This window comes from Ruficoccus sp. ZRK36 (assembly GCF_019603315.1).
Taxonomy (GTDB): Bacteria; Verrucomicrobiota; Verrucomicrobiia; order Opitutales; family Cerasicoccaceae; genus Ruficoccus.
Genome location: NZ_CP080649.1, coordinates 2,132,782 through 2,158,547 on the forward strand (window position 1 = coordinate 2,132,782; position 25,766 = coordinate 2,158,547).

The window sequence follows — 25,766 nt, forward strand, 5'->3', positions numbered from 1 at the left end:
AATTGCATCTTACTACAGTGGGGAATACGCTTGCTGAAGGCAAATGGATGATTATTGCACTTGTTCAACGGACAGCAATTTTTTGAGACTAAATAACCTACCCCATGTCCTCTGATAAATCCAGAACAACCCTTCAGGATATCGCTGATCGTCTGGGCTACGGGCGCTCAACCATATCGCTCGCGCTGCGCAACCATACGAGCCTGCCCAAGGCGACCCGCGATAAGATCCAGCGGGTCGCGAGGGAAATGGGGTATCAGCCCAGTCCGCTGGTTTCGGCGCTGATGGCGCAGATCCGGGACAAGCGAAAGAGCCAGCGTGAGCAGATCGGCATTGTCACGCGTTTTGATGGACCGATACGGCAGGTGAAGGTTTCCGGGCATTATTATCAACTGCTGTACAAGGCGATCGAGGAGGCGGCCACCGATTTAGGCTACGACATCACAGAATTCCCGATCCGCAAAGAGACGCCGATGCTGTCGGGCAAGCGTCTGTCGCACATTCTCAAAACCCGCAATATTCACGGGCTTATCTTCTTTCCCGGCGGAAATTTCTTCGGGGACAAGGACTTCCCCGAACTGGAGTGGGAGCATTTTTCCACGGTGATGATCGGGTATAATACCTGCCTGACCGAGCACCATTCCGTGAACTCCCACTATAGCTATGATATCGACCTGGCCCTGCAGCACGCGATTCGCTGTGGTTATAAGCGGATAGGGCTGACCATCACGGAGTTTATGGAGCGTGCGACGGACTTCGGCTGGAGCTCCCGCTTCATGCTCTATCAGAGTCGTATCGCTCCTGAGGACCGTATTCCGATCATGCACTTTAATGACTACGACGAGGTCGTGCCCTGGTTCCAGGAGTACCGGCCCGAGGTCATCCTGTGTGCGGATAATGGCCCGATCCATGCACTGGAGAGGGTTGGTCTGAGTGTCCCGAAGGACGCAGGGGTCATCTTGCTCATTCAGCGCAACATCGAAGGTTGTGCGGGCGTGAACCCCTTCACGGACGAGGTGGGGCGCGCTTCGGTGGAGCTGCTTAACTCGCTGCTACAGACAAACCAGCGCGGTCTGCCACAGTTTGCCCGCAATATTACGGTCAAAGGAAGCTGGGTGCCCGGAGCATCCTTCCCAGAACCAGCCGAGTCATCAGCACAAAAAAAGACCGGGCGCTGAAGTCTGCTTCAGCACCCGGCCTGGGTAAGATTATCAAGGAGAGTCGGCTTTCGCCAGTGCTCTACTTTGTCGGATTGCTGGCCGTCGGCGACTTGGACTCAGGGATGAACTGCGCGTTATTGAGGCGCAGGTTGACGGTCTGGTCTAGCTTCTCGCGGACGATTTCGCTGGCGCGGGCCAGTTCCGGAGAGTCGTACTCTTCAGCAGCCTGGAGGAAGATGACAAGCGCCTGACCATACACGCCGCGCATGTTGCCGATCTCCTGCTTGGGCCACGGCTTCTCGCCGATGACGTAGGGGAGGAGGTACATGCAGGCGACTTTGATCGCGGGCGAGCCGGGCTTGTTCGGGCTCTCGTAGTTCCACAGGTCCATGCCGAGGTACTTGCCGCAGTTGGCGAGGGTGACGAGGGACTTGAGGCTGTAGAGGCTGTAGGAGAAGCTGCGGTTACGCTCGTTCTCGTAGACGAAGATACCCTCCGGGGAGATCTGGTCGTCGAAGTAGGTGTGGGCCCGTTCCATGGCGGTCTCGGCGCGTTCGCGATTACCGGCGTACAGCGAGTAGACGGCGACCTGTGCGGTGTACCAGGAGCCATGGTTATTCTTGTTCTGGGCTTCTTCCTTACCGAAGGGGCTGGTGACCAGCCACTCGGTGTATTCATCGAACCACTGCTTGAGGCCGTCTTCGTTCTCCTGCGTCCAGGCCTCAGAGCCGGGCAGCAGCTTAACAAAGTCGAGCATGCGGATCATGTCGGCCCCGAAGATGATGCCAATGGGCATGCCCTCGTGGACGCCCGGCTGGGATGAGCCGAAGTTGAAGTTCGGGTTCATGCGCGTGCTGGGGTCGATGAACCAGGTGTGCAGGAAGTCGGTAGCCTTGGTGGCGTACGCTTCTTCTTCGGTGTAGAACCAGGCCTGCCCGAGCTCGACGACGCTGCTGCGCAGATCGCGGAAGCGCTGCATGTCGTACTTGTCGGTCGTGCTGTCCGGGTTGATCAGGCCGTCCTGGCGGATCCAGGGCATCCCGTCCTCGGTGTTCGGGTTGGGCCAGGAGTACTTACCAATGGTGTGGAAGTCATGCGGATCACCGGAGGAGGCTACCATCTTCTGCGGGTCAGTGACGGTGAGCAGGGGCTTGGACAGTTCCTTGTCGGCGCGGGCCTTGAGCGCGTCCACGGCTTCGACAAATGCGGGGACGCCGTCCTCGTAGGCTTTGCGGTTGGCCACGAGATCAGCGTAGTTCATCTGGATCAGCTCCGGGGTACCGGTCGGGATGGCGATCGAGGGAACCTTGTCCTTGCTGGGCATTGCGCTCACGGTCTCAGCACTGACGGAGATCGTGCTTTCCAGGTCGAGGCCGTCCACGGCTTCGGTGGTCTGAATCACGACGCTGGCATGCGTGCCGGGGCGCTCATTCTTCGGACGGTAGATCGTGTTGTCCGGCATGGTTTCGACCCAGACCTTGACGGGCTGGTTTGCGTCGTAGGTGATATCGATATTACCGACGCGGATACCGTTTTCCAGAGTCTTGTACGGGGTGTCGGCGGGGACGGCGAGGTGCCAGCGGAAGGTGATGAAGTCGGGCTCCTTGAGGACGACGTGGTCGCTGACGTCGAGGTACTCGGCATCCCAGGTGGCGGTGCGTTCCCAGGTGTCAACGCTGGCATAGCAGGCTGAGCCGTCGACGCTGACTTCGCCGCCGCTCTTGTCGAGGCGGTGAACGGTCATCGGGGCGGTTTTACCCTCGGGGTCGCGGAGCTGTCCGGCCCCGCCCTTGAGCGCTGCGTCGGAGAGCTTTTCGGGGGGCAGGTTACCGACCTGGAGCACGTTGTGACCGGCTACGCTGCGGTAGTGAGTCGGGTGATCCTTAATGCCATAGGAGAATAAACCGGCCTCCATGAGCACGGGCTGACCCTTGACGACGTAGCTGAGGTGGCCGCGGTCCTGGTGGTCGTGGAAGTCAGTGGGGTGACCACCGCGCATCCAGAAGCCCGAGGCGTCCTTGTCCCAGCTGTTGCGCCAGTTGACGCGTGTGGCGATGGGGTAGTACTCGAAAAGCGGCGCCTCCACGGGCGTGACGGTCGAGGCCGCAGCGAGTGTGCCGTCCAGCGAGGTCGGGTAGTTCTTACCGAGCGGTCCGGTAAAGGCCCACTTGGCGACGGGGTTACCGGTCATGGCGACGAAGGTAGCCAGCATTTCAGAGCTGGCACCGAAGGAGCCGCAGTCAAAGGCGTTAACGCAGGTGCCGCCAGGCTGCTCGTGCTCGACGAGCCAGACGGGGAAGTTCTGCATGAAGGGGTGGTCGATCAGGCGGGTGTCGCCGTGCAGGGCGGCGTCACGGGCAGCGGATACAATGCCGTCTACGGCCAGAGTCCCGTAGGACATGCCTTCGACGAATTCGCCCTTTTCGCCCTGTGAATTAAGCGAGCGCAGCAGGTTCTGGACGGCCAGCTCGTAAGCCTCAGGGTGCTTGTCCTTACCGACAAAGAGGCAGGCGCGCAGCAGACCCTCGTTCGGGATGATCCACTGGTTACTGTAGACGGCTTCCTTGTCGTAGTACCAGGTGCGCTTGGTTTCGTAGTCGTCGAGCAGGCCGACGATTTCTTCCTCCATGCGCTGCTTGAGGGCCGCCATCAGCTCCGGCGGGATGGAGTTGTCGGGCATGCACTCGACCGTGTCGCAGATCATGCGGATGGCCCAGCCCGTGCCGAGCCATGCGCCGTCACCCTCGGGGGGGAGGGTCGGCCGGCCATTGTTGATCGACCAGCCGGGGCGTTCAAAAGGAACCCAGGTGGCGACTTCTTCCAACTGCTCGATCACATAGTCCGAGTAGCGGCTGTTACCGGTGAGGTTTGCCGCTGTGGCGACAACCGGCAGGCGTCCGGAGAGCTGGTGGGCGAAGCGGGCATCGGCCAGCGAGAGCGCGCTCTTTTTCCACGTCTCCGGCGAGACCTTGTTCATGTGCGCCGGTTGCGTGTTGTACTTTAGCGCGCCCATCTCCCGCAGAGTGTCGAGATCGTCCGTGCGGACCATCTTGTCGCTTTGGGAGTATTTCTCGGCCAGGCTGAGCAGGGCCTGGACTCGGGATGAGTCGGGGTCCAGCTCTGAGATCTGCTCACGCAGCGTCAGTGTGTAGGTCGGCTGGCCGTCCTTGGATTGAACCACCGTGGCGCTCTGAGCGGCAGGGGTGGTTGCCGGTTTATCGGCGAATAGGGTGCCCCCAAGAAAGAGGGGACACAGCATGAGTGCTGTGGTTAGTCGAGGGTATCGCATGTGCATGGGTTGACGAGGTGAAGCTACGTACTTTATGGGATAATGAAAGTGTGCGGTGACTGACTCGATCAGACAAACAAATACAGAGGCGAAGTTACCTCCGCCTCTGGAAATTTGTCTTTCACTCTCCCCAAACGCTCCAGAGGGAGCGCTTGAAAAGTTTATGTGGTGAAAAAAGTGTTTTGCTGAAGAACGCTCGATCCTAGCGGCGGCTCTTGCTGCGCTTGTAGCGATTCGCGAGCAGGAGGACGCACAGCCCGAAGAGCAGGCCGGTGGTGGCCGGCTCGGGGATGGAGGCGGTCACGACGGAGTCCCAGTCCGTGCCGATGCGCATATCGTCGAGCAGGAAGTAGGAGTTTTCGTCAGCCAGGAAGAAACTGCGGATCTGCAGGCCGCCGAAACCGGTGGAGCCCGTGTCGTCAATGTCTATGGTGGCTACAATGGTGTTGAGCGTGGTAGACTCGTCGGTTGTCGCGGGATTCAGCCAGAGGGTAGCTGTATTGTACTTGCTGCCGTCCCAGCCGCTGTACTTGACCACCGCAAAGTAGGTCGTTGCGTACTGGATGTGGTTGTCAACGAGGTCCTGGTTCGAGCTGCCGCCATTACGGACGCCTGCGTCACCGCCCTTGGCGATGATGCCGATGGTGCTGTTTTGAGCGACGAATTCGTTCTGTCCATCCACCGGTGCATAGTGGGTGAATTCGTTACCGATATTACCCGTGGCGTTGTCGTTGTTCACGACTTGAAAAATGAAGCTGGAGAAGTAGTTCTGCCCGGAGGTGTCGGGAGTTGAGTAGATATTACGGGCCAGAATCAGTGGGGCGTCGTTGGTAATCTTAATCGCGTTACCACCGCCGCGGACAACACCGCCTTGATTGTAAGTCATGGATGAACCATCTACTACTTCAACCACAAAGCTGTTGTTGTTATACCAGCTGTCGTTCCAGCCGGAGCCACCGCTTTGGCCGATGACATTCGTGCCAGTGGTGTATCCGTTGAAATCGTCATAGGCGATGGGGGCGGCAGCCTGTGCCCACAGACTGAGCAGACAGCCGACGGTAGCGGCCAGGGAAGTCTTTGAAAAAACAGAGGAAGTCATTCTCATTTTCATGGATTGCGTTCGTTGGGGTTGTTGCGGTTTCTTCGCCTGCGAACTTTTATTTCATGAAACGCGTTTTCTTCTCAAATGAAAGGTTACTACACTCGTTTAGTGAACGTTGTGACCGGAGGCTTGGTCTGCTTGTGGTCGGTTGAGAAAGATTTTGCAGGGCTCGTCGTCTTTCTTTTCGTCTGGGGGGAGGGGTATTCGAGATAACACTTAGTTCGCCTCTCCCGATGTCGGCTCGACCTCGATCAGGGTGCTCAGCTTGAGTGCTTCGACGGGCTGCTCGGAGCGGATAACGAGACAGTAGTGGGGTGATTTGCGCCCTATCGTGTTATCGAGTACGGTTTCGAGTCGTGCGGTGATCGGTTGATTTGCAGAGAAGCGTATGGTGTAGCCTTCGGCTTTGAGGATGCCCGGCTCGAGTGTGAGTTCCGCTTTGGGCATTTTCCAGTAGCGCCATTTTATGTCCTCCGCGGGGGCGGCGAGGTGCCAGCGAAAGAGTGCGATGTCCGGAGTCTCCATGACGACCTCATCGGTGACCTCCACCGTGTGTGCATCCCACTGAGCCGAGCGGGTCCACACCTTGACGGCTGGGTAAGCACCGCTCATGTCTGCGGAGACACTGCCGCCGTCCAGATCGAGCCAGTCAACGCTCAGGGGCGCCTCTTTCTGGCCGTCGCCTCGGGGCTGCCCTGCAGCCAGCAGTTCTTCTTCGGTGGAGTTTGCGAGGTCCAGGTCTCCGACCTGAAGAACATTGTGGGCCGTGACGTAGCGGCTGCGCAGGAAGACATCCGGGTCGCCATAGCTAAAGGTGCCGGCCTCAATCAGAATCGCGCGGCCCTCGGAGATGAAGTTGATGTGGCCGCGGTCCTGGTGGTCATGGAAGTCGGTCTTGCTGCCACCGCGCATCCAGAAGCCCGAGGCGTTGTCTTCCCAGCTGTCGCGCCAGATGACGGTCTGGTTTTTCGGGAACTCGTTATAGAGCGGCGGTTCGACGGCATCGGTGGCAGGTATCGTGGCGCAGAGCAGGCCATAGAGTGACGGGTCACGGGTCTTCGAGTAGTGGTTACGGACCCAGAGTCCCTCTGGGCTGCCGAGTAAAACCGCTGAGCGCGAGAACATGCTCATGAAGCGCACCAATCCCCCGCGTGCGCCGAAGCCGTTGTCGAAATTGTTGACGATATATTCGCCCGGCTGGATCTGGGCGGCGATCCATACGGGGTAGTTTTTGAGGAAGGGATGGTCGATAAGGCGACGGTCTCCGTCCAGGGCACTGTGATAGGCGGCTGACATCAGACTGGCCACGGTGACAGCGGAGTACATGAGCCCCTCGACGAACTCTCCCTTTTCCCCCTGCGAGTCCATCGTCTCAAGCAGGCATTGGACGCCGTACTCGTAAGCCTCGGGGTGTTTGTCGCGACCGAGGAAAAGCGTGGCGTTAACCAGCCCGGCCATCGGCAGCGCCCATTGGTTGGAAAAGACAACGTGGCCGCGAACATACCACGGACGTTCGTTTTTCCAGTCGTCAAGGATACGCGCAACTTCGCGCTCGAACAGAGCATCGACCGCTGCCCGTAACTCGGGGCTGATCTCCTCGGGGGGCAGGATGTCCAAGACCTCGACGCAGGTCTGTATGCCGCGCCCGGTAGCCAGCCAGACGCCATCGCCATCGGGGGGAGGCGGTGCCTGCCGGGAGTAGGAGGACCAGCCGGGGCGCTGAAGCGGGTCCCAGGTGGTGAGCTCTTCGACCTGATCGAGCGCGTGCTGGAGGTAGGCGCGGTCATCCGTCAGGACGTAGGCACTGGCCAGCAGGTAGGCCTCATTGACGATGGTGTCGGAGGCTGTCGCATCCGAACGCCCGAGGGCGAAGGCCTCGCGGAAAGATTCGTCAGAGGTGCTATAGCGCGGGTCCCAGTAAATGCGCGGTGAGTTCTTCAGTTCCTCCAGATTGTAGGCGCGGCGGACGATAGGCTTCTTGAGAGAGACGGTCGCCCGGTCTACGAGGACTTTGCGCTGTTCGGCCAAGGTTGGATCGTGCTTGGCGCGCAGGAGCAGTTCACGAAAGGTTTCAAGTTTTACGTCCGAGGTCGCGGTGACGGGTTCGATGCCCTGATCGGGCATCTCCTGAGCATAGGCGCAAAGCGCGGTACTGCAAAGCAATGCGGCGAGTAGCAGCGAGTGGGGGAGTGAGGTAGCGTTGGTCATGGGGGTAGCGGATTGTGGGGGGGCGAATACTAGGTCGGTTGATCCTCGGGGAAAGAGTACCCGGGGGACCAACTGCCCTTGATCGCAACGGTCTGTGGGTAGGAAGGGGGGCCGAACTGATTTGTCTGGAGCAGCTGGACGAGCAGGTCGACCGCAACACTCCCGAGCCGCTCCGTGTGCGGATTGATGCCGGCCATGTCGCTGTTTCCGCGGTTAGTCAGGTGGATCAGGCGGACGTCGCCGGGGACACTGATCCCAATCTTTGCTAAAGCTTTTTTAACATCGGCGATTGAGATGAGGATGACTTCCGGGCGGTGTTTGCTGTACCACTCAGGGCTTTCTTCAAGAAGGTCACTTATGGTACGGGAAAGAAGTACGGGGACACGCTGTTCCTCGGGCATGCTCTGTTGGAAGAACAGAAAACGTGAAGCCCAAGTGTGATTGGTCGCACGGTCAGCAGATTGATCAATGGCGAGTCCGATTCGTGTGTAGCCTGCATGGAGGGCCCGCTGAATAGCGCAGTCGATGTCGTAGTAGTAATCAGTGGCAACCTGGTGCAGGTTTCTCTGGCTGGTGTTAAACCCGACGAGGACGGTGGTCAGGTCGGGAGAGTTCAGCAGCGGATAGTCCATGGTGACAGTGTCATTGTCGCGACCGGGAAGCAGGAGTACTCCGTGGATGCCGCGCGCCTTGAGAATTCCACTGATGCGGGAGTCGCTGATGGTATTATCTCCGAGGTAGAACTCGTCCACACCGTAGCCACGCATCTCAGCCTGCTTATTGGCCGAATCGTAGATCATGCGGTAAAAATCATTGATCTTACGGCTTGTGTGAATAGGGCGCGTGAAGCGGCTGATTATGGCGACACTCTCCTTGCGGGGGCAACGCTTGTCCCGTACCTGGCGCATGAGAGCGGAGACCAGTGGATTTGGGCGGTAGCCTAGCTCGTGGGCGGCCTCCTGAATCGCTTTCAGTGTCTCTGGCTTCAGGCTCGGGTCATTACGCAAGGCCAGGGATACGGTCGAGAGTGCGTAGCCGGTGGCGTTGGAAATATCCCGGAGGGTAGGCATGATGTGCTTAAGGAGCTCGACTTAAGGGTGTCGTTTTGCGGGACACGTACTTCTAGAGTGTGATCCGGTTTGGAATGAGCTGCAAACCCGTTCTGATATTGATAACGTGACTCCCGCAGCGACAGAAGTGCGGCGGGAACCTTTAGCCCAAGCATGGCTGGCCATCGGCTGGGATGACCGGGCGATATGCACTGGGCCTGGATAAAATGGTCTCTAGCGACGACGCAGACGCAGGCCGATCAGTGCCAGCAGCCCCAGTCCGAGCATGCCCATGGTGGATGGCTCGGGGACGGAGGTGAAAGCTACGTCATCCAATCCTATGATCGGGACAACGCTCGTGCCAGCATCTTGGTTGAAGGTGATGCTGATCGAAGCGATGTCGTAGTCGTCGGACTCATAGCCGAAGTAGAGTGCGTTGGGGTCATTGGGGTCATCCGTGTCCAGCTCCGAGTATAGGACGGTCTGGGAGGAGAGCACGCCACTGGAGGCGTCGAGGAATTCTACTACGATGGATGATGTCAACGCGAAGCGGGCTGCCGGTGCGGTGAGGGTGAAGCCGGCAGCCTGTACACTATTGACGCCGGTGGTGAACTCTTCTGTGCCGCTGTTGTAGCTGCCAAAGTCGATCGTTATGGTGGGCGTGAGAGCTTCGGTCGCGTTGGTGGGTAGGTAAATGTAGTAGCCAGAGTTGGTCGCGGTATCCGGAGTAGAGGAAGTTAAGAACCCAGGGTTCGTGATTTCATTTCCGGTGTTGGTGCCGCTGAAGCTTTTGGTGTAGCGGAGGTCGGGCAGGGTACTGTCGGTGTAGCTGACGATGTTCGTGAGGCCAGAGCTAGAGAAGCCGGGGACACTCTGCAGGGCATAAATGTCACTTCGTGCATTCAGTGTTGCACTCGAAGTGCTGCCGGTGGCCTCCAGAGTGATCGAGCGGGTGGGGGCGATAACGGTGCCAGGTCCCTCCGCCAGAGGAAGATCGGTGACGACGGCAGCCGATACGGTGCCGGCGGCGAGAACGAGAGAGCAAAAGCTCAGGGCAAGGTGCATTTTATGGGGTATCTGCATGACTCAATATTACATATCGGTGCATCTGTGCCGCAAAAAGTATTCCTTTGAACACGTTCAAAGCCGTGCGCGACAGAGTACTGCGAGAGATAAAAAAAGGCCGCGCTTGTGCGCGGCCTGAGTGCCCGTCTGGGGCAAAATCAATAATGCCAACCTGGCTGGTTTGTTCGCTTACTCTGTCGCAAATGCGATGTCGTCGAGACCAAGGAGCGGTGAGTTGTCTTTGACGGTGCCGGCCTTCTGATTGATGTCGATCTGGATCGAGGCGATACTGTCGCCGCTGGCTGCATAGCCGAAGTAGATGCTCACGGTTTTCGTGGTGGCGGTATCCAGATCGGAAGCAGGGATGGCCTGGGTGCTGAGGACCTTACCGCTGGTGGACAGGAATTTCACCTGGATGGAGTCTGTCAGCCGGTAACGTACGCCCGGAGCCACCATCGTGAAGGCGGCTACGGCGACACCGGGCTTGCCGGTGGTGAACGCTTTGGAGCTGGCTTCGTAGCTGCCGAAGTCAATCGTCACCGAGTATGTAAAGGGGGCCTTGCTATCCATGCCCGGGTGGATGAGGTAGCCGGAGCCATAGGAGCTGAGGAAGCCACTGCTGGAAATTTCCTTACCGGTGCCGCTTTTTTCGCCTTCCTGCGGCGTGATGCGGATGGCCAGATCGTCCGCGCCAAAGGTAAAGATGTTGGTCTTGTTGGCAGAGCTGCCCGTGAAGTTCTGCAGGACGCAAATGTCGGCCCGGGATTCGAGGGTGCTTTGGGCGGTGCTGCCGGAAGCGGCCTTGATGTCGGGGCGGTTGGGGGCGATGCTGTTAGCGGCTCCCTTGGAGAGGGAAGCCGTGGTGGAGACGTTGGCCGCAAATGCCGTGCTGGAAAGTGCGAGGGCTGCCACGCCGATCAGTGTCGTAAAGGTAACAGGGTACTTCATCCCGGCAGTTTGTGCCAAGTCCTGCTCCGGCTCAAAGCTAAAGACACTGTACCCGTTTAATCCAAAGGCTGCGGAAGGGACTCGCTGTGAACACAAAAAAGGCCGTACCCAGCGGTACGGCCTGAAAGAGGAAATAACAGTTGTTCCCTTAGCGGCGCCGGCGGCGGATGAGCATGCCCACGAGGACGGCTGCACCCAGCAGGGCGGCGCTGGTGGAGGGCTCAGGGATCGAGGTGAAGGTGATGTCATCAAGGCCTACCATCATGCTGCTGGCGAGTGTACCGGCATCACGGTTGATGGTGATTTCGACCGAGCCGATCAAATCGCCGGTGGTCTCATACCCGAAGTACATGCCGGGGTTGCTTGAGGCATCGTTGATAATGTCAGTGCCCAGAATGGTTTGGGTCGAGAGGGTCGAGCCTGAGGTGGACTTGAACTCGACGACGATCGAGTCGGTCAGCTCAAGGCGTCCCTTGGCAGAGTTGAGGGTGAAGGCACTGGCATAAACTCCCGTGCCGGTGGTAAACTCTTCTGTGCTGGAGTTATAGCTGCCAAAATCAATCGCGAGGGCATAGCTGATGGCAGAGGCCTCAGTTGTCGGTGTCTGGATGATATAGGCCGAACCATAAGAACTTGCGAACGAGTCATTGGTCGTGTTCTCGGTGGAGGTAGAGCTCCAGAAATTCGCAGGATCTGAGGCGAGGCGGATCTGAACGTCCGGCTTAGTCTCGTCGGTAAAGGCAAAGATGGCCGTCGTTTTGGAGGCGATGCCAGTGAAGTTCTGCAGGACAAACAGGTCGGAGCGGGCTTCCAGCGTGCTCTGGGCTGTGCTGCCTGAGCCGGTCAGCGTCGGCGTGCGGTCAGGAGCGATGACGTCGCCCGGACCTTCTGCCAGCGTGATATCGGTGGTAACGGTTGCCGCTGTAGCGGTGCTAAACGCAAAGACAGATGCGGCAAGGAGTTTGGCTATATATCGAGGGGTGATCATAGTGTATAATCTCATTGTTCTAGTGACTGCTTTAAAGTGAAAAATTTGCTCAATGTATTTAATACATATAGAACCGTGGCTGCATTTTTAGGCACTTGGTGCGCCTGTATTTGCCGACGGTTCAACTCTATTCGCTCGGCTCAGTCGTCCGGGCGATAGCGGTGTAAGGGGCGAAGGCTGATTACGTTTCAGCTCTTACTCAGTGGCGTCGGTCAGCTTCTTACGCCGACTGCGCCAGCCCATATAGGCTGCACCCAGGGTTAGCAATATGCCGCCCATAACGGTGCTTGGCTCGGGGATCACGGAGAAGTTCGAGAAGGGGACTAGCTGGCCGTTGGCGAGGAGTTTGGCCCCGTAGATACCGGGCGCCATGCCCTCGGGGTTCACAAAGCTGATCGAGTTGACCTGGTCGGCGGTCAGGCTGCTGGCGTCTGTGCCGAAGTAAATCTGGCTGAACTCGCTTTCGCTGTTATTGTTCCCCCAGTTTGTGATGAGGAGGGTGCCGCTCCAGGTGCTGCTACTGCTGTCGGCGAAGTTGAGTGTACCGCCTTCGCCCAAGTCGATGGTAGAGGCAGAGGAAAGAGTCAGGCTGCCGAGCGTTTCGGAGTTCCCGCCGGTGGCGAAGTTACCGCCCGCCAGCTCCATGGAGGTGTTGTTGTCGATCTGGTTGGAGGAGGCGAGCAGGAGCGTGCCCCCCGAAACGGAGATGTTACCCGTCACGGCTGTCGCGCCGTTACTCTTGTCCAGAACGACGGTACCGTCCTGGATGTTCAGGCTGTTGAGATTGTTGTTTTCGGAGCCGGTCAGCACCAGCGTGCTGTTGCCTTCCTTGGTGATCCCGCCGTTCGGGGCGACTGTGTCCCACTGCCAGCCCTTGTTGACCGCGCCGTTAATGATCAGGGTACCACCATGGTCACCGGTGATGAGGATATCGTCGTGCAGGTCGATCCCGCTGTTGATGATCGCGGTGCCGGTATGATTGACGCTGATGACCGGCGAGTTGGTAAATTTGAAAATCTTCTCGGACGAGTGGTTGTCGATGGTGTAGGTCGAGTTCCCCAGGCTCGTCTTGAAATTGATCTCCTTCTGGGTGTGGATCCACCCGTCGTTAAACGAGTAGGTCCCCTTGCCGAAGTTCATGATCGTGTTGGCGGCTGCCGGATCATCGTACTGCGAGGGGGGAGCGACGCCTCCAGCCCAGTTGGCACCGCTGGACCAGCCGTCGTACCAGGGGGTTCCTTTCCAGTTGTACACATCTCCGGCCCGCAGGGTGAAGGGCGCACAGGCTAGCGCCACGCAGGCGGTGATGGCACCTGCGCGAAGGAGAGTGGAACGGGATGTTAGGAGTTTGTGCATCGTCTTGTCGGCAAGATACATGTCTTGCCTCTATACTAGTAATATCGACCAAACGGCTGTTTGGACAAGGGCTTAAGGTGCGGTTTTTTGAGACTTTTATTTTTTCGCGTGTAACGTGCTGTGCAGCAACGGCATGCGTACTTTTTATGAAAAAATTGTCAAGTCTTGCTCAATGGCGGTTCTCGCTTGAGGGGTTGGTGGGGGCGTGCTAGCTTGGGTCCATGCTTCGTCCTGCCCTTTATGCCTTCATATGCCTGTTTTTGAGCTTTTCCGTGGCTCAGGCTCAGGAGGAAGCCCCTCAGCCCAATCTGGACGCGCTCAAGGTCGGGGACCCGCTGACCCCCGAGGACGGCGTTTACTGGAATCTGCAGGGTGAAGAAGGCATGATAAACCTGCGGTTTGTCGGTACGCGGCTACGCCTGTACTTTGTGGATGGGGCAGGGGAGCTGATTGAGCCTCCATACCCCATCGCGCTCGTGCGCTATGAAAATGCCGTTCGTACCGGCGGTAACCGCCAGTTGACGAAGCTCACGCTTGCCGGAGACGGCCTCTACCTGGCCAGCCCGCGGGTGATTCCGCAGCCACTGCGCTATCGGGTCTGGGTGCTGCTCAAGACCAACGAGTCCGATGGGGAGGAGAAGGATACTCAGTCCTACCCGCAGCGGATTCTCAGCGGGCTGGGGCAGTAAGGCTGCTTTTCAAGTCGTTTTGCAGGGTTGCCAGCGCCCAAGAGGCGTGCGAAAGTAGGGGCCGTGCAGGAACAACGCCGCCAGAAAAAACAGATCAACTTTCTCAAGCTCTTACAGAGCTGGATACTCATCGCCTTGGGGGTGCTCTTGGCCTCCAGCCTGAGTGATGGCGTCAGCTACGACTCGCGCGGCACCTTCGTGCTCGTGGTGCTGCTGGTGAGCCTCTTTAACCTCGTGATCCGCCCGGTGCTGATCCTGTTCGCGCTGCCGTTCGTGGTCTTCACCTTCGGGCTCGGGCTGGTCGTGATCAATGCCCTGGTGTTGCTCTTGGTTGAGGCGGTGGTGCCGGGCTTTCACCTGGCGTCTTTCTGGTCAGCCATCTGGGTGGCGATCGTGATCAGCTTCGTCTCGCTGGTGGCAAATATGCTCATGGGCACTAGCCGGGTAAAGGTATCCGTCAAGCGCACAGGTCCACCCAAGGACGGCCCGCACGGGTCCACCGGTAAAAACCTGTCGAGCAAGGACGACGACGTGATCGACATCTGATCGCCCCGCTTCATCTCGCAGCTTCGCCCGCCCCTCCATCACCCTTTCTCTGGTGCTTGGCGTACCCTCTGTACGCCGAATGCGAAACAAAACCGAAGCGGCATTGACGGCCCGCCCGATTGCGGCTTTAGTGCTCCTTTCCTCTAAGATATACCGATATGGCAGACGAACCGACATACGATCTGGTAGTAATTGGCGGCGGACCCGCCGGATATGCGGGCGCGATTCGCGCCGGACAGCTGGGCAAGAAAGTGGCCTGCGTCGAAATGGAACGCGCGGGCGGCACCTGCCTGAACTGGGGCTGTATCCCCTCCAAGGCCTTGCTTAAGAGCGCCGAGCTGTACCGTACCATGCAGCACGCCGAAGACTTTGGGTTCACCGTGGGTGACATCAAGGTCGACTTCGCCAAGGTGGTGGAGCGCTCACGTGGCGTCGCCAATCAGATGGCCAAGGGCATCGAATTTCTCTTCCGTAAGAACAAGGTCGAGTACATCCGCGGCAAGGCCCAGATCAACGTCCCCGGCCTGGTCGAGATCACCGACGGCGAGGACAAGGGTAAGATCCTTTCTACCAAAAACATTCTCATCGCCACCGGTTGCCGCGCTCGCATGCTGCCTGGCCTCCAGCCCGACGGTAAGCGCGTCATGACCGCCCGCGAGATCCTCGATCGTCGCGACCTGCCCAAGTCCTGCATCGTTCTCGGTGCCGGTGCCATCGGCATGGAATTCGCCTACTTCATGAACTCTTTCGGCTGCGAGGTGACCATCGTGGAAATGCTCCCGAACGTGCTCCCCGTCGAAGACGAGGAAGTGTCGAAGTTCGTCGAGCGCGCCTTTAAGAAGCAGGGGATAAACATCCTCACCGACACGAAGGCCGACAATATCGCGGTGACCGACGACGGCGTCACCCTCGATGCGGTCAAGGACGGCAAACCCACGCCGCTGAAGGCCGAGAGCCTGCTCGTGGCTATCGGGGTCGGCGCCAACATGGAGGGCCTGCTCTCCAAGAAGGTCCGTCTCGAAATGGACCGCAAGTACATCAAGGTCGACCGCCACTACAATACCTCCGTTAAAGGCATCTACGCCGCTGGTGACATTATCGGGCCGCCCTGGCTCGCACACGTCGCCACCTACGAGGCCGTGCAGGCTGTCAACGGCATCTTTGGCCACGGCGAGCCGCGTCCGATGGAGCGCTTCCCCGGATGCACCTACTGCCAGCCGCAGGTCGCCAGCATCGGTATGACCGAGCGCGACGTGAAGGAAAAGGGCCTCAAGTACAAGGTCGGCAAGTTCCCCTTTACCGCCTCCGGTAAGGCTGTCGCCGCCGCCGAGTCCGACGGCTTTGTTAAGCTGATCGTGGCCGAGGAAGACGGCGAGATCCTGGGCGCGCACATCACCGGCCATGAAGCCACCGAGCTGATCGCCGAGTACGCCCTGGGCATGGAGCTGGAAGCTACCTGGGAAGAAATTCACGGGACCATCCACGCTCACCCGACCCTGAGCGAAGCCCTCATGGAAGCCGCCGCCGCCACCCACGGCGAAGCCATTCATATTTAGCCGCAGTCAGTGGAGTTGCGGGGCTGCGCGCCCCGCAACCGCTGTGCGTGACCGCACTGGACATTGATGGGGCGACGCCCCATCGCTCACTGCGTTCGCTGCCCCAATAACAGGCATCTCCTATGGACTATGTCTTGGGGTGGCGACCCAGTTTGGGTACTTGAGCATCGGCGATTGCGGCAAGCATCTAAAATGCAAGCTTCGCTTGCCGCGAGTCCGGGCTGCGTAAGCCCGTAAACAAAAACATTCTTTTATCCAAGCCATGACCCGAGTCATCATCATCCGCCACGGCGAGACCGAGTGGAATCTGCAAGGTCGCTATCAGGGGCAGGATAACTCACCCCTGACCGCGCGGGGTGTTGCCCAGGCCGAAGCGGTGGGGCAGCGTCTGGCGGGCGTGCATCTGGATGCTCTCGTTTCAAGCGACCTGCAGCGGGCTGTTGATACGGCGGATCGCATTGCTGCTCCGCATACGGGCACGCCACGCTTTACCGACGATCGGTTGCGCGAGCGCAACTTTGGCAAACTCACGGCGATGACCCGTGTCGAGGCTCTGGAGAAATACCCGGAGGAGGAAAAGAGCTACCTCAGCCACGACCCGGACTACCGCATCCCCGGTGGTGAGAGTCTGCGTGATGTGTACGACCGTACTGCCGCTGCGCTCGATGAGTGGGCGGCGCGCTATGAGGGCAAGACGCTCTGCGTGGTCACGCACGGCGGCGCGCTTGGGCAGTTCCTGCGCTACGTGCTGGGCATCCCGCTCAATCACCGGCGCGCGTACAAGTTCGTCAACTGCGCCTACACGGAGTTCTCTTGGGAGGACGGGCACTGGCTCCTGCATACTTGGGGTGATATCCATCACCTGGCGCATCTCGGCGCCGAAGACGACATCCGCTGACGGCTATCGCCCTTCACTCTCGATCCTGTGCATCGGGATGGTTTTGTCTGAGCGATATTATGGACATCGCAGTGGCGGTGCGCCCTGTTGAGGTAGGGTGGGCTGGAACGGCTGCCCAGCGAGTCGCCGCTGCTGAACGGTGCCTCTGGTTTTCCAGATAGCGTTCTCCAAAAGAATGCTGCAGCAGCTGGACCTTTCGTCTTGTCATCGGCGCGTAACACGCCATCGTGTGTCCTTTCTGCTGCTCCCGTAGTTCAATGGATAGAATGTCGGTTTCCGGTACCGAAGATTCGGGTTCGACTCCCGGCGGGAGTACCAGCTTTAACCCGGGCACAAAAAAGCGGCAGGGGTTAGCCTGCCGCCGAAAGGGAAATGTCGCTTAGGTGCGATGATGATGCTGGTGGCCAGCGTTATCGCTTAGCTCTCGGTTTCGAAGAACTCGACCTCGCCGGTGTCCAGGTGGTAGACCCCGCCGACGATGATGATCTCGCCGTCATCCTCCATTTGCTTGAGGATCGGGCTTTCCTTGCGGATCTGCTCCATAGCGAGCTTGACGTTGTCGTCGCACACGGCCTGGACGAACTCCGAGTTGCTCACGTCAGCATCACCAGAGAAGTTGGACTGAGCTTCTTTCACCGCAGGCTGGATTTTGGAGAGCATCGCAGTGATGTTGCCCAGCTCGACGCCCTGGATGGCAGAGCGGACGGCACCGCAGCGGTCATGGCCGAGGACGAGGATGAGCTTTGAGCCGGAAACCTTGCAGGCGAACTCCATGCTGCCGAGCATGTCTTCGTTGACGATGTTACCGGCTACGCGGGCGACAAAGAGGTCACCGATGCCACGGTGGAATACATCCTCGACCGGCACGCGTGAGTCCAGGCAGGAAAGGATGACAGCCATGGGATACTGTCCGGCGGAGGCATCACGCACGCGCTGCGAGTTGTTGCGCACGGTCAGGTTGTCCGCGATGTACTCTTTGTTGCCTTCCTTGAGGATCGTCAGCACCTGCTCGGGCTCGAGCTGAGATTGATCCTGTTGAGTCAGGACGGTGTTGGGGATCACCTCCGACTCGGGGATCGTGACCATCTTGCCAGCGGGGCAGGCGGCCATTTTGTCGGCTGGAGCCTTGGCCGTCTTGTCGGTCGAGCAGCAGGAGGTGCCTGCCTGGAGGCTGACCGCTGAGCCTATGAGGCCGATGGAGAGAATCGAAACAGCTAACGTCTTTTTCATAGGAGGATGCAGGTTGGTGTGTGAGAGACCCGCCATCCGCACGTACGGCATGTGACGGGGATTGACCGCCTTTATTAATCCTATGTCGTCACTACGTCAAACACTAGGGTGATTTATTTATGCAGCCCGGAAGATGCACTTATCGAGCCTCAGCACCTGCTGGGCTGAGTGGTTTATTGGAAGGCGGTCGACGGTCGTGCCTGCTCAGCAGGGGGTGACGCCTTTTTTGAGCAGGATGTTGCCGTACTTGGCAGTCTCGCCGGTCATGAGTACGGCAAAGGCACCCTGTGCGCGCTCGTAAAAGGCAAAGCGGTCGATGCGGGCAATGTGCGGCGCGTCGGGCGCGTGCTTTTTGATCGGGACGAGATAGGACTTCTCAACGTCAGGATCGAGGGTGTCGCCAGCGACCGCAGCCATCATGATCAGTGGCGTGTCCACATAGGCATCGAGCTCGAAGAGCGGCAGGATCGCATCGAGCAGCTCGGGGATGCGCAGCCCGTCGGCGCGAAGGACGCGATCGTTGAAGCTCTCGCCGGGGAAGTGTGCGTCGGCCAGCACGATTTCGTCACCGTGACCCATGCGGGCGAGCACGGCGAGCAGTTCGGGGGAAATAAGAGGGGAGATACCTTTAAGCATGACGGGAAAAGACGGTTGATGCCACGTGCCAACCGGTTGGTCCGGGGTGCGACAGAACTCGTAGGCTAGTGAACGCCTTGGCCGATGGGAAGCCGTTTTTGGGGCCACAGCGCGCGTTTAGTGCTGCGCGAAGGCGGGGTTTGCGGCACGTACGGCGTCGATGACGTTCACGACGGCGACTCCCTGCTCGACGGTGATCGGGTACTGCACGCCTTCGCGGATGGCGGCATAGAGAGCGTACCAGATCCGGTGCAGGTCGTCCGGAGCGGCGGGACAGGCGGTGATCTTTTCCTCGACCCAGTTGACGGTCTCCAGGTCGGCGTAGCCGGAGGTGAAGCCGCCTTCGAGGGGCGGGTTTCCGTCGATGGCTGTGTTTTGCTTAAAAACCTGATCGGGGTCGATGTACTTGAGGTGGATCTCGTGGCCACGGCAGGTCAGGGCGCCGCGTGTGCCAAAGACGGTGTAGTCGTTTTGCGGGAGGGCGGCGCCACCGCTGATTTCCAGATCGACGACCAGGCCGCTCTCGCCCTTGAAGACGATCTTGACGTGGTCCTCGGCATCACCGATGGCGGCGATGCACTTGAGGTCGCTCCACATGTCCTGCACCTTGTAGTCGAGGAACTGCAGGGCGTGGTCGATGATGTGCGGGCCCCAGTTGTTGAGCTGGCCACCGCCGCAGGAGAGGAGGGTCTGCCAGTCACTGCGGCGAAAGTAGCTGTGGCGGCAGAGCTTGATCTCAGCCACCTGCCCGAGCTTACCGGAGGCAATGATGCCCTTGATGTTGTTAAAGGGGGCCTCGAAGCGGCGGTTGTGGCGCAGGAAGAGCTTACCGGGGTACTGCTTGTCCAGCTCCAGCAGTCTGGCGCCGTCCGCACGGGTGAGGGCGATCGGCTTTTCGAGGAAAACGAATTTGCCGGTGCTCAGGGCGCGTTCGCAGTGCGAGACGTGATCCTGAGAGCGTGTGGCGATGGAGATCAGGTCTACGTCCGCGGCCTGAAGAAACGCTTCCTCACTGTCGTAGGCGGGGGCTCCGGTTTTTTCGCTGAAAATGCGGTTACGCTCGGGGTCGATGTCCATCCCGGCGCGGATTTCGAACTGCTGCGGGTATTGCTGGAGCTCCGAGACGTGTGTGATGAGACCGGCCCGGCCGAGCCCCCAAATGCCAACCTTGATTTTCTCTGACATGTTTCTGATCTGTCTGTTTTGTCGGATAGTGACAACAGAATGGGCCGAGGCAATGTTACATCGGCCCGGCCCATTGAAAATGTGTGCTTCGTCTTGCTGTCTGCTTACAGGCCCTTGGAGCTGAGGAAGTCGTAGCTGGACTTGAGGCAGTCGAAGGGGTCGCGGTAGCAGTTGTCCTGCTCGACGCAGTACCAGTCGACGCCAGCCTTTTCGCAGGCGGGTAGGATGCCAGCCCAGTCCATGTTACCCTCGCCGATGGGGGCCATGCGAGTTTCGTTACCCGGCTCGTGGACTTCCTTGTCCTTGAGGTGGATGACGGGGACGCGCCCGGCACAGCGCTCCATGAAGGGTACGCAGTTCGCGCCGGAGTGCTCCAGCCAGTAGAGGTCAAACTCGAGCATGAAGTCCGGGGTGCTCTCATCGATCAGGATGTCGAGCAAGGTCTTGCCGCCCGGCTCGGGACGGAAGAACTCGATGGCGTGGTTGTGCAGGCCGAAGCGGATACCGGCGGCCTTGAGCTGCTCGACGACCGGGGTGGCTTCCTGGAGGAAGCGCCGGTAGTCCTCATAGGTGTAGGCGTAGCTGCGGGGGATGATGCCGATGGCGGTATAGTCGCAGCCGAGGGTCTGGTGAAAATCGATCTCCGCCTGGATGTTCTGGGTAAAGGACTCGAGGGGGCGGTGCGTGGCGATGCACTTGAGCCCGTTGTCGTCGAGCATCTGGCGGGCGGTCTTCGCATCCACCTCCGGGGCGTCGCCATTCATCGCGCCCACTGCGGAGAGCTGGACGGCGGGGTAGCCGATGTCGCTGATGGCCTTCAAGGTCTTGGCCAGGTCGGCGGCGGTCTTCGTGTGCTCACGCACGGTGTACATCTGTACGGCGGTCTTGGATTGCATAAGGGGGATGAGTTCGGGGTTGCCGGAGTGGTTTCTGTTAACGCGTAAGCCTACCAGAATTGAATGCATTTTAAAATGGTCAATAGCGACAAATATTTGCTAAATCACGGCATGAATGCATCATCGGGATTTCCGTCCCTGCGGATTAATGTGCTGGGGCGTCCCATCCCTTCCTCGCAGTGGACCTGGGCTCCCGGAACGATGAAGGACTACGACCTGATTTTGATGCTTGAGGGGAAGGGCACTTATTTCGGAGGTGGGGAGTCGTGGCCGGTTGCGCCGGGCTCCTGCATGTTGTACCGCCCCGGTGATGATTATCAGGGCGTGCAGGATCCGGATAGCCCGGTGGCCATGATTTTTATCCACTTTGACGTATTAGATAGAAAAAAGCGGCCTACGCCGGATATGCCGGAAAACTTTCTCCCGATGCATTTCAAGGTCGAGCAGTTCGAGTTTGTGCGGACGCTTGCCCAGCGGGTGCTGGAGACTTACCGACGCCCTGCGATACTCGATGAGGTCGGAGAGTCTGCCCAGTGGCTGCGCACGCTCCTGCTGGAGCTGGGGCGGCAGGCGCAGCGGCCTCGATGGCAGGGGCTGGAGCGCGAGCAGTCAGAGGCTGTCGATCGCCTGTGTCAGGAGATTCGGGATCGGGTAGGGGCGCCGTGGCGGCTGGCGGATATTGCCGGGCGCTTGGGCTGCGGCCCTGAGCATGCGGGGCGGCTTTTCCGGAAGTACCGAGGCGTGGCGCCGGGGGAGTACGTCATCCAGGCCCGCATCGAAGCGGCGCGCGCGCTTCTGGATGCCTCCTCGCTGAGTATCGGCCAGATTGCCGAAACACTGGGCTTTTGTGATATCTATGCGCTGAGTCGCCAGTTTAAGGCAAAAACCGGCCTGAGCCCACGCGCATTTCGACAGCGATGATGGGTGATACTGGTATGTTTTAAACATATTTGTTTAATTTGAAAGGTGTGCCGTCTACATGATTTTATAATGTCAATGTGAGTATTTTACTTACCATGAGTACGATATGCTGCTGTATCGGAAGTGGATTGATGCTCTATTATTGGGTTGTAAACGGGCAAAATCTTGTTTGCATGCCTGTGCCGGTAAAACGGTTTCGCTCGTTGCTTAGTTACCTTTAAAGAATAGAAAATCGGATATATGGGGGAGATTCGGATGGATGTCGCCGTAGTAGGGGCCGGCTTGGCCGGGCTTTTGGCTGCTCAAGCACTATCTCGTAAGGGCTGTCGAGTTGTGGTCCTGGAAAAAAGCCGTGGCCTGGGTGGGCGTATGGCTACCCGCCGGTTCGGAGGAGCCGTTTTTGACCACGGTGTGCAGCATTTTACCGCTCGTACGGCACGCTTTCGGGAGCAGGTCGCAGCCTGGCAACTGGCTGGAGTGGCCCTGCCGTGGTATTCGGTTGTCAACGAAAGCGGCGAGGAGAGTGTCTGCTATCGTGGAAATCCCGCCATGAACGCGGTGGGCAAGCATTTGGCTCAAGGGCTGGACGTACGGACGGAGTCACTGGTCACCTCTGCGATCAGGGGGAAGGATGGCTGGCGTCTGCGTGTGGAGGGCTCAGAAGCGGTTGAGGCGCGGTATTTATTGATGACGGCCCCTGCGGAGCAGTCCCGAGCGATCCTGGATGCGGGCGGTTTTGCCTGGCCGTCGGAAATTTCCTCGCTGCTGCGGAATGTCAACTATGTGAAAATGCTGACCTTGTTAGCCACGCTGGATGGCCCCAGCGGGTTGCCTGCACCTGGCATCTGGGAGCCCGCTCGCGGGGAGTCCGTGCTATGGGTGGCCGATAATGCGATGAAGGGCATCTCGCCGCAACCATGCCTGACGATCCACAGTGGAGCGGATTTTGCCCAGCGTTATTATGATGCGCCCGATGAGGTGCGTGTGCCGTTGCTGTTAAGCTCTGTCCTGCCCCATATACAGGCAGGCGTGCAGCGTACGCAGGTGCACCGTTGGCGCTACGCCTTTCGGCGCGAGGGGATCGACGGCTCATTTCTGGCCCACCCGGAGACGGGGCTGTGGTTTGCCGGGGACGCCTTTATCGATGAGCGGGTAGAGGGTGCCGTGCTTTCCGGGCTGGCTGCGGCCGATTCGCTGGCCGAGTCAATGGCCTGAGAGAGCGCTTAAGCCAAGGCTTCCACCGCGGCCTGAATGCGTGCAAGGTTGGCCTTCACGTTTTCCTGATAAGGGTTCTCGCCAGTGCGAGGGTCTTCGAGGAAGCGCCATTGATTCCCGCACTCGTTTTCCATGCGCGGGACGACAAACTTTTCGTAGAAGCCGGGCGTTTTGCGCAGGAGGTCTTCGTAGTTATCGTAGGGCCACTTCTCCTTGGGGATACCCTGATAGGTGTAGCTCTCGATGAATTCGCGGTAGAGGAAGGGAAGCTTTTCGAGGTAACGCGGGTCACTGATCTGCCCGATGAAGTCCGCCGTGCAGACACTCTGGCCGAGCACTTTCTCGATCGGGCTGGAGAAGGGGATCTGCTCGATATTGGCACGGGGGCCGGTGCAGCGGATCAGATTTTCGACGAAGAGGATGTCTTCCGGCGGCCACTTTAGCTGCTCCAGATAGGCGCGTGCATGGCGGCAGCTGCGCTGCTCGTGGATATGAGTGTACTTGGCTCCGCTGCCGTCGTCGTCACCGATCTCTTTGAGATAGCCCATGTCATGGAGCAGGATGGCGATGAGGGCGCGGTTGAAGTCATCTGCGCTGATGGCAGGGAGCGTGCCACTATGGTGCCGGTTGGTGATCAGGAAGACCAGGCAGAGCGTGGTCTGCAGGGTGTGCTCCAGATCGTGGTAGGCCGTATCCATGGGCTGGAAGCCCGGATAATTGCCCTCAAACATATCCGTCACGGACTCAAAACGCGGGAGGATATAGTCGCTGGAGCTCGCCGGGAAGGCCTGCTCGAAGAGACAAACCACCTGCCGCGCGATGGTGCGCGGATCACCCAAATCCATTTCGTTGAGACGCAAATGGAAACTCTCCTGTTGTTTTTCTGTCGAAATAGTGGATGCTACGGTATAGGGCCAAGGCTCTAACTTTCAACGGCATTTTTTCACAAGTGTTACTAGCCTCTGGTTGACCGAAACAGGGGGATTGTCGTTGTCAGGAGAAGCTTGGCATTCAATATTTATCTTTTCCTTAATCCTCTTTCGGTCGATTAACCCTTTGTTATGGAGCTTCCTTTACCACGCATCAGCCACTTCAAGGCCAGTTTTATTCTGCTGGCGATGCTTTGCGCTGCGCCTTGGGGGTATGCTCAGGCCGCGGATGAGCAGCCGACCACGATCGAGGAGATCGTCGGTGCCCAGACCCTGACGCCTGGCGATCCGCTGCCTGACGATGTGCTCATGCAAATCATGCGCCTCTACGTCGGCAGTTGGCATGGTTCGATCGACCTGACGGATAAGTACGGGACTGTGATTCAGACGCTTCCGGTCGAGTCCGAGTACCGCCTGGAAAAAAAGGACGGTAAGACCATGCTGCTCGGGCGTTTCCAATTCGGGCGCAGCAGCGAGGCAAAATACTCCTCTTCGGAGGCGGAAATTTCCAAGGGCTACCTGCTCAACCGTATTAACCAGCAGGGCAAAAACACCGTCTATCGGGGTGAGATCGAGGGTGGCCGCATCGCCTGGCGCGAGTACGGGGTGCCGCGCAGCGAGTACAACGTTTTCTATGAGAGCTTCGGGGAGCGCAATGACCGGCGTGTCTGCACGACGCAAAGCCGCAACCTCATGCGTGATGCCGATGGTGTAGAAAAAACCTATTTTACCGCAGGTCGCTATCTTTACGCCGGTCCGGTTAACGAGTGGACATTGCCGGAGCCCAGTTTTAAGGCAGCCGTTGTCCCCTCCGTGGAGACTCCCGATGCCCCGGCTAAATCAGGAATGGCGACGCTGGGAGACCTGACCCGTAAGCGCAGTGCCAGCACTACGCAGGTGGAAACCGAACCTGCACCCGATCTGAAAACCGCGCGCGCAGAGATTGCTTCCTTGCAGGAACAGCTTGAGGCCGAGCAGGCAGCATCAGCCAAATTGCGGGCACGTATCGAGCAGCTTGAGGCCAAGATTGCCGAGCTGACCGGCCAGCCGGTCCCCACAGTTGAAGATGCCTCCACTGAGGCGACCGCATCTGCGCCTGATAGCGCGCCCACCGATGATACGGGAGCGGCTGCGGCCACTCAGGACAGCGACGACGATTCGGATAGTGGGCGCAGCTCCTTCCGCAGCCGTGTGCGCTAGGTCGGTATCTGCGCGATACGATGAGCTGGGCAGACAGGCCAAAACGACGCTTTTTGTGAAAGACGGAATCAAACTAGGGCTGACGGGCGGAATCGGTTGCGGCAAGTCCACGGCGGGCGCCTTATTCGAGAAGGGCGGCTTCCGCGTTGTCGACTGCGATCGCATCGTGCGCGACCTTCTGGAGAGCGATTCCGGGGTGCATACCGCGCTGCGAGAGCGCTTCGGGGAGCAAGTCATGCTGCCGGAGGGTGGGGTGGACCGGGCGGCGATTGCGGCTATTGTTTTTCAGGATGCCGAGGCGCTCAAGTGGCTCGAATCCCTGCTTCACCCGCTTGTCGAAGGGGTTTGGAGGGATCAGTTAAGCAGTGATCCGGGGGCTAACTGGTGTGTGGAAATCCCGCTGCTGTTTGAAAAAAATCTTGAAAAGCACTTCGATTTCACTGTTTGTTTAGCTTCGTCCGAAGCGGTCCAGCTGGATCGCCTTGCCGCCAGGGGGCTTTCACGAGACCAAGCGAAAGCCCGGATTCAGCGGCAGCTTCCCCTAGAGCAGAAAATCTCACGCGCGGATTTCGTCCTTTTTAATGACGGATCGCAGGATTTTCTCCGGCAGCAGGTATTTCAACTGATTGACCAACTAACCACCGTTTCCTGACCAGCCAACCGGGCTTGTAAAGACCATCTCCCACCGGACAGGTGGATT

At 58.9% G+C, this 25,766-nt stretch carries 22 protein-coding genes and 1 tRNA gene; 10 read left to right on the forward strand and 13 right to left on the reverse strand.

Translation table 11 applies throughout. From position 1 onward, the window contains the following. Nucleotides 1–104 precede the first annotated feature (104 nt). Complete coding sequence (locus K0V07_RS09350; RefSeq protein WP_220621123.1) at nucleotides 105–1,178, forward strand: LacI family DNA-binding transcriptional regulator; 1,074 nt, start codon at nucleotides 105–107, stop codon at nucleotides 1,176–1,178. Nucleotides 1,179–1,239: 61 nt separating this feature from the next. On the opposite strand, the gene K0V07_RS09355 is transcribed toward K0V07_RS09350, so the two are convergent. The 8 genes from K0V07_RS09355 to K0V07_RS09390 form a co-directional block, all read right to left on the reverse strand. After that, nucleotides 1,240–4,419, reverse strand: coding sequence for an alginate lyase family protein (locus K0V07_RS09355; protein ID WP_220621124.1), 3,180 nt, complete (start codon nucleotides 4,417–4,419; stop codon nucleotides 1,240–1,242). A 232-nt stretch (nucleotides 4,420–4,651) separates the two neighbouring features. Further along, nucleotides 4,652–5,560, reverse strand: a complete 909-nt coding sequence (locus K0V07_RS09360) for a hypothetical protein (RefSeq protein WP_220621125.1) — start codon at nucleotides 5,558–5,560, stop codon at nucleotides 4,652–4,654. Nucleotides 5,561–5,767: 207 nt separating this feature from the next. After that, on the reverse strand, nucleotides 5,768–7,759 hold the full coding sequence (locus K0V07_RS09365; RefSeq protein ID WP_220621126.1) for a heparinase II/III family protein: 1,992 nt from the start codon (nucleotides 7,757–7,759) through the stop codon (nucleotides 5,768–5,770). Between the two features lie 29 nt (nucleotides 7,760–7,788). Further along, complete coding sequence (locus tag K0V07_RS09370; protein ID WP_220621127.1) at nucleotides 7,789–8,829, reverse strand: LacI family DNA-binding transcriptional regulator; 1,041 nt, start codon at nucleotides 8,827–8,829, stop codon at nucleotides 7,789–7,791. A 213-nt stretch (nucleotides 8,830–9,042) separates the two neighbouring features. Then, nucleotides 9,043–9,891 carry a PEP-CTERM sorting domain-containing protein gene (locus K0V07_RS09375; RefSeq protein WP_220621128.1) on the reverse strand — a complete coding sequence of 283 codons (849 nt, stop codon included), beginning with the start codon at nucleotides 9,889–9,891 and terminating at the stop codon, nucleotides 9,043–9,045. A gap of 171 nt (nucleotides 9,892–10,062) precedes the next feature. Next, nucleotides 10,063–10,821: a hypothetical protein gene (locus K0V07_RS09380; RefSeq protein ID WP_220621129.1), complete on the reverse strand. Its 759-nt coding sequence runs from the start codon at nucleotides 10,819–10,821 to the stop codon at nucleotides 10,063–10,065. A gap of 148 nt (nucleotides 10,822–10,969) precedes the next feature. After that, nucleotides 10,970–11,824 (reverse strand): PEP-CTERM sorting domain-containing protein, encoded by an 855-nt coding sequence (locus tag K0V07_RS09385; RefSeq protein WP_220621130.1) that lies wholly within the window; start codon nucleotides 11,822–11,824, stop codon nucleotides 10,970–10,972. Nucleotides 11,825–12,004: 180 nt separating this feature from the next. Next, nucleotides 12,005–13,165 (reverse strand): hypothetical protein, encoded by a 1,161-nt coding sequence (locus tag K0V07_RS09390; protein ID WP_220621131.1) that lies wholly within the window; start codon nucleotides 13,163–13,165, stop codon nucleotides 12,005–12,007. Between the two features lie 221 nt (nucleotides 13,166–13,386). Between K0V07_RS09390 and K0V07_RS09395 the strand changes: the two genes are divergently transcribed. The 5 genes from K0V07_RS09395 (at nucleotide 13,387) to K0V07_RS09415 (ending at nucleotide 17,172) form a co-directional block, all read left to right on the forward strand. After that, nucleotides 13,387–13,854, forward strand: coding sequence for a hypothetical protein (locus K0V07_RS09395; RefSeq protein WP_220621132.1), 468 nt, complete (start codon nucleotides 13,387–13,389; stop codon nucleotides 13,852–13,854). Nucleotides 13,855–13,917: 63 nt separating this feature from the next. Then, nucleotides 13,918–14,400 (forward strand): phage holin family protein, encoded by a 483-nt coding sequence (locus K0V07_RS09400; RefSeq protein ID WP_220621133.1) that lies wholly within the window; start codon nucleotides 13,918–13,920, stop codon nucleotides 14,398–14,400. Between the two features lie 158 nt (nucleotides 14,401–14,558). Further along, nucleotides 14,559–15,956, forward strand: a complete 1,398-nt coding sequence (lpdA, locus tag K0V07_RS09405; RefSeq protein ID WP_220621134.1) for a dihydrolipoyl dehydrogenase — start codon at nucleotides 14,559–14,561, stop codon at nucleotides 15,954–15,956. 262 nt (nucleotides 15,957–16,218) lie between these two features. After that, the gene (locus K0V07_RS09410) at nucleotides 16,219–16,854 is read left to right on the forward strand and encodes a histidine phosphatase family protein (RefSeq protein WP_220621135.1); all 636 of its coding nucleotides are present in this window, start codon (nucleotides 16,219–16,221) and stop codon (nucleotides 16,852–16,854) included. 243 nt (nucleotides 16,855–17,097) lie between these two features. Then, nucleotides 17,098–17,172, forward strand: a tRNA-Arg gene (locus K0V07_RS09415). A 99-nt stretch (nucleotides 17,173–17,271) separates the two neighbouring features. Here K0V07_RS09415 and K0V07_RS09420 read toward each other — a convergent pair. The 4 genes from K0V07_RS09420 to K0V07_RS09435 form a co-directional block, all read right to left on the reverse strand. Further along, a complete protein-coding gene (locus tag K0V07_RS09420) occupies nucleotides 17,272–18,084 on the reverse strand; it encodes a carbonic anhydrase family protein (RefSeq protein ID WP_220621136.1) in 813 nt (270 codons plus the stop codon). A gap of 204 nt (nucleotides 18,085–18,288) precedes the next feature. Beyond that, the gene (gene fucU, locus K0V07_RS09425; RefSeq protein WP_220621137.1) at nucleotides 18,289–18,720 is read right to left on the reverse strand and encodes an L-fucose mutarotase; all 432 of its coding nucleotides are present in this window, start codon (nucleotides 18,718–18,720) and stop codon (nucleotides 18,289–18,291) included. A gap of 117 nt (nucleotides 18,721–18,837) precedes the next feature. After that, nucleotides 18,838–19,905, reverse strand: a complete 1,068-nt coding sequence (locus tag K0V07_RS09430) for a Gfo/Idh/MocA family oxidoreductase (RefSeq protein WP_220621138.1) — start codon at nucleotides 19,903–19,905, stop codon at nucleotides 18,838–18,840. A 104-nt stretch (nucleotides 19,906–20,009) separates the two neighbouring features. Next, a complete protein-coding gene (locus K0V07_RS09435) occupies nucleotides 20,010–20,801 on the reverse strand; it encodes a TIM barrel protein (protein ID WP_220621139.1) in 792 nt (263 codons plus the stop codon). Nucleotides 20,802–20,912: 111 nt separating this feature from the next. Between K0V07_RS09435 and K0V07_RS09440 the strand changes: the two genes are divergently transcribed. Further along, a complete protein-coding gene (locus tag K0V07_RS09440) occupies nucleotides 20,913–21,722 on the forward strand; it encodes a helix-turn-helix domain-containing protein (RefSeq protein ID WP_220621140.1) in 810 nt (269 codons plus the stop codon). A gap of 255 nt (nucleotides 21,723–21,977) precedes the next feature. Next, nucleotides 21,978–22,937 carry an FAD-dependent oxidoreductase gene (locus tag K0V07_RS09445; protein ID WP_286653062.1) on the forward strand — a complete coding sequence of 320 codons (960 nt, stop codon included), beginning with the start codon at nucleotides 21,978–21,980 and terminating at the stop codon, nucleotides 22,935–22,937. A gap of 8 nt (nucleotides 22,938–22,945) precedes the next feature. Here K0V07_RS09445 and K0V07_RS09450 read toward each other — a convergent pair whose 3' ends face one another. Then, nucleotides 22,946–23,797 carry a hypothetical protein gene (locus K0V07_RS09450; protein ID WP_220621142.1) on the reverse strand — a complete coding sequence of 284 codons (852 nt, stop codon included), beginning with the start codon at nucleotides 23,795–23,797 and terminating at the stop codon, nucleotides 22,946–22,948. A 201-nt stretch (nucleotides 23,798–23,998) separates the two neighbouring features. Between K0V07_RS09450 and K0V07_RS09455 the strand changes: the two genes are divergently transcribed. Beyond that, nucleotides 23,999–25,066 (forward strand): hypothetical protein, encoded by a 1,068-nt coding sequence (locus tag K0V07_RS09455; RefSeq protein ID WP_220621143.1) that lies wholly within the window; start codon nucleotides 23,999–24,001, stop codon nucleotides 25,064–25,066. A gap of 55 nt (nucleotides 25,067–25,121) precedes the next feature. Further along, on the forward strand, nucleotides 25,122–25,718 hold the full coding sequence (coaE, locus tag K0V07_RS09460) for a dephospho-CoA kinase (RefSeq protein WP_220621144.1): 597 nt from the start codon (nucleotides 25,122–25,124) through the stop codon (nucleotides 25,716–25,718). Nucleotides 25,719–25,766: the final 48 nt, after the last annotated feature.

What these genes read in the sequence shown, in the direction of transcription:
- K0V07_RS09365 (WP_220621126.1), bottom strand. Translation starts at nt 7,759, where the DNA reads ATGACCAACGCTACCTCACTCCCCCACTCGCTGCTACTCGCCGCATTG.
- K0V07_RS09380 (WP_220621129.1), bottom strand. Translation starts at nt 10,821, where the DNA reads ATGAAGTACCCTGTTACCTTTACGACACTGATCGGCGTGGCAGCCCTC.
- K0V07_RS09420 (WP_220621136.1), bottom strand. Translation starts at nt 18,084, where the DNA reads ATGAAAAAGACGTTAGCTGTTTCGATTCTCTCCATCGGCCTCATAGGC.
- K0V07_RS09455 (WP_220621143.1), top strand. Translation starts at nt 23,999, where the DNA reads ATGGAGCTTCCTTTACCACGCATCAGCCACTTCAAGGCCAGTTTTATT.
- K0V07_RS09355 (WP_220621124.1), bottom strand. Translation starts at nt 4,419, where the DNA reads ATGCTGTGTCCCCTCTTTCTTGGGGGCACCCTATTCGCCGATAAACCG.
- K0V07_RS09440 (WP_220621140.1), top strand. Translation starts at nt 20,913, where the DNA reads ATGAATGCATCATCGGGATTTCCGTCCCTGCGGATTAATGTGCTGGGG.
- K0V07_RS09430 (WP_220621138.1), bottom strand. Translation starts at nt 19,905, where the DNA reads ATGTCAGAGAAAATCAAGGTTGGCATTTGGGGGCTCGGCCGGGCCGGT.
- fucU (WP_220621137.1), bottom strand. Translation starts at nt 18,720, where the DNA reads ATGCTTAAAGGTATCTCCCCTCTTATTTCCCCCGAACTGCTCGCCGTG.
- K0V07_RS09410 (WP_220621135.1), top strand. Translation starts at nt 16,219, where the DNA reads ATGACCCGAGTCATCATCATCCGCCACGGCGAGACCGAGTGGAATCTG.
- K0V07_RS09350 (WP_220621123.1), top strand. Translation starts at nt 105, where the DNA reads ATGTCCTCTGATAAATCCAGAACAACCCTTCAGGATATCGCTGATCGT.
- K0V07_RS09435 (WP_220621139.1), bottom strand. Translation starts at nt 20,801, where the DNA reads ATGCAATCCAAGACCGCCGTACAGATGTACACCGTGCGTGAGCACACG.
- K0V07_RS09395 (WP_220621132.1), top strand. Translation starts at nt 13,387, where the DNA reads ATGCTTCGTCCTGCCCTTTATGCCTTCATATGCCTGTTTTTGAGCTTT.
- K0V07_RS09385 (WP_220621130.1), bottom strand. Translation starts at nt 11,824, where the DNA reads ATGAGATTATACACTATGATCACCCCTCGATATATAGCCAAACTCCTT.
- lpdA (WP_220621134.1), top strand. Translation starts at nt 14,559, where the DNA reads ATGGCAGACGAACCGACATACGATCTGGTAGTAATTGGCGGCGGACCC.
- K0V07_RS09390 (WP_220621131.1), bottom strand. Translation starts at nt 13,165, where the DNA reads ATGCACAAACTCCTAACATCCCGTTCCACTCTCCTTCGCGCAGGTGCC.
- K0V07_RS09360 (WP_220621125.1), bottom strand. Translation starts at nt 5,560, where the DNA reads ATGAAAATGAGAATGACTTCCTCTGTTTTTTCAAAGACTTCCCTGGCC.
- K0V07_RS09375 (WP_220621128.1), bottom strand. Translation starts at nt 9,891, where the DNA reads ATGCAGATACCCCATAAAATGCACCTTGCCCTGAGCTTTTGCTCTCTC.
- K0V07_RS09370 (WP_220621127.1), bottom strand. Translation starts at nt 8,829, where the DNA reads ATGCCTACCCTCCGGGATATTTCCAACGCCACCGGCTACGCACTCTCG.
- K0V07_RS09445 (WP_286653062.1), top strand. Translation starts at nt 21,978, where the DNA reads ATGGATGTCGCCGTAGTAGGGGCCGGCTTGGCCGGGCTTTTGGCTGCT.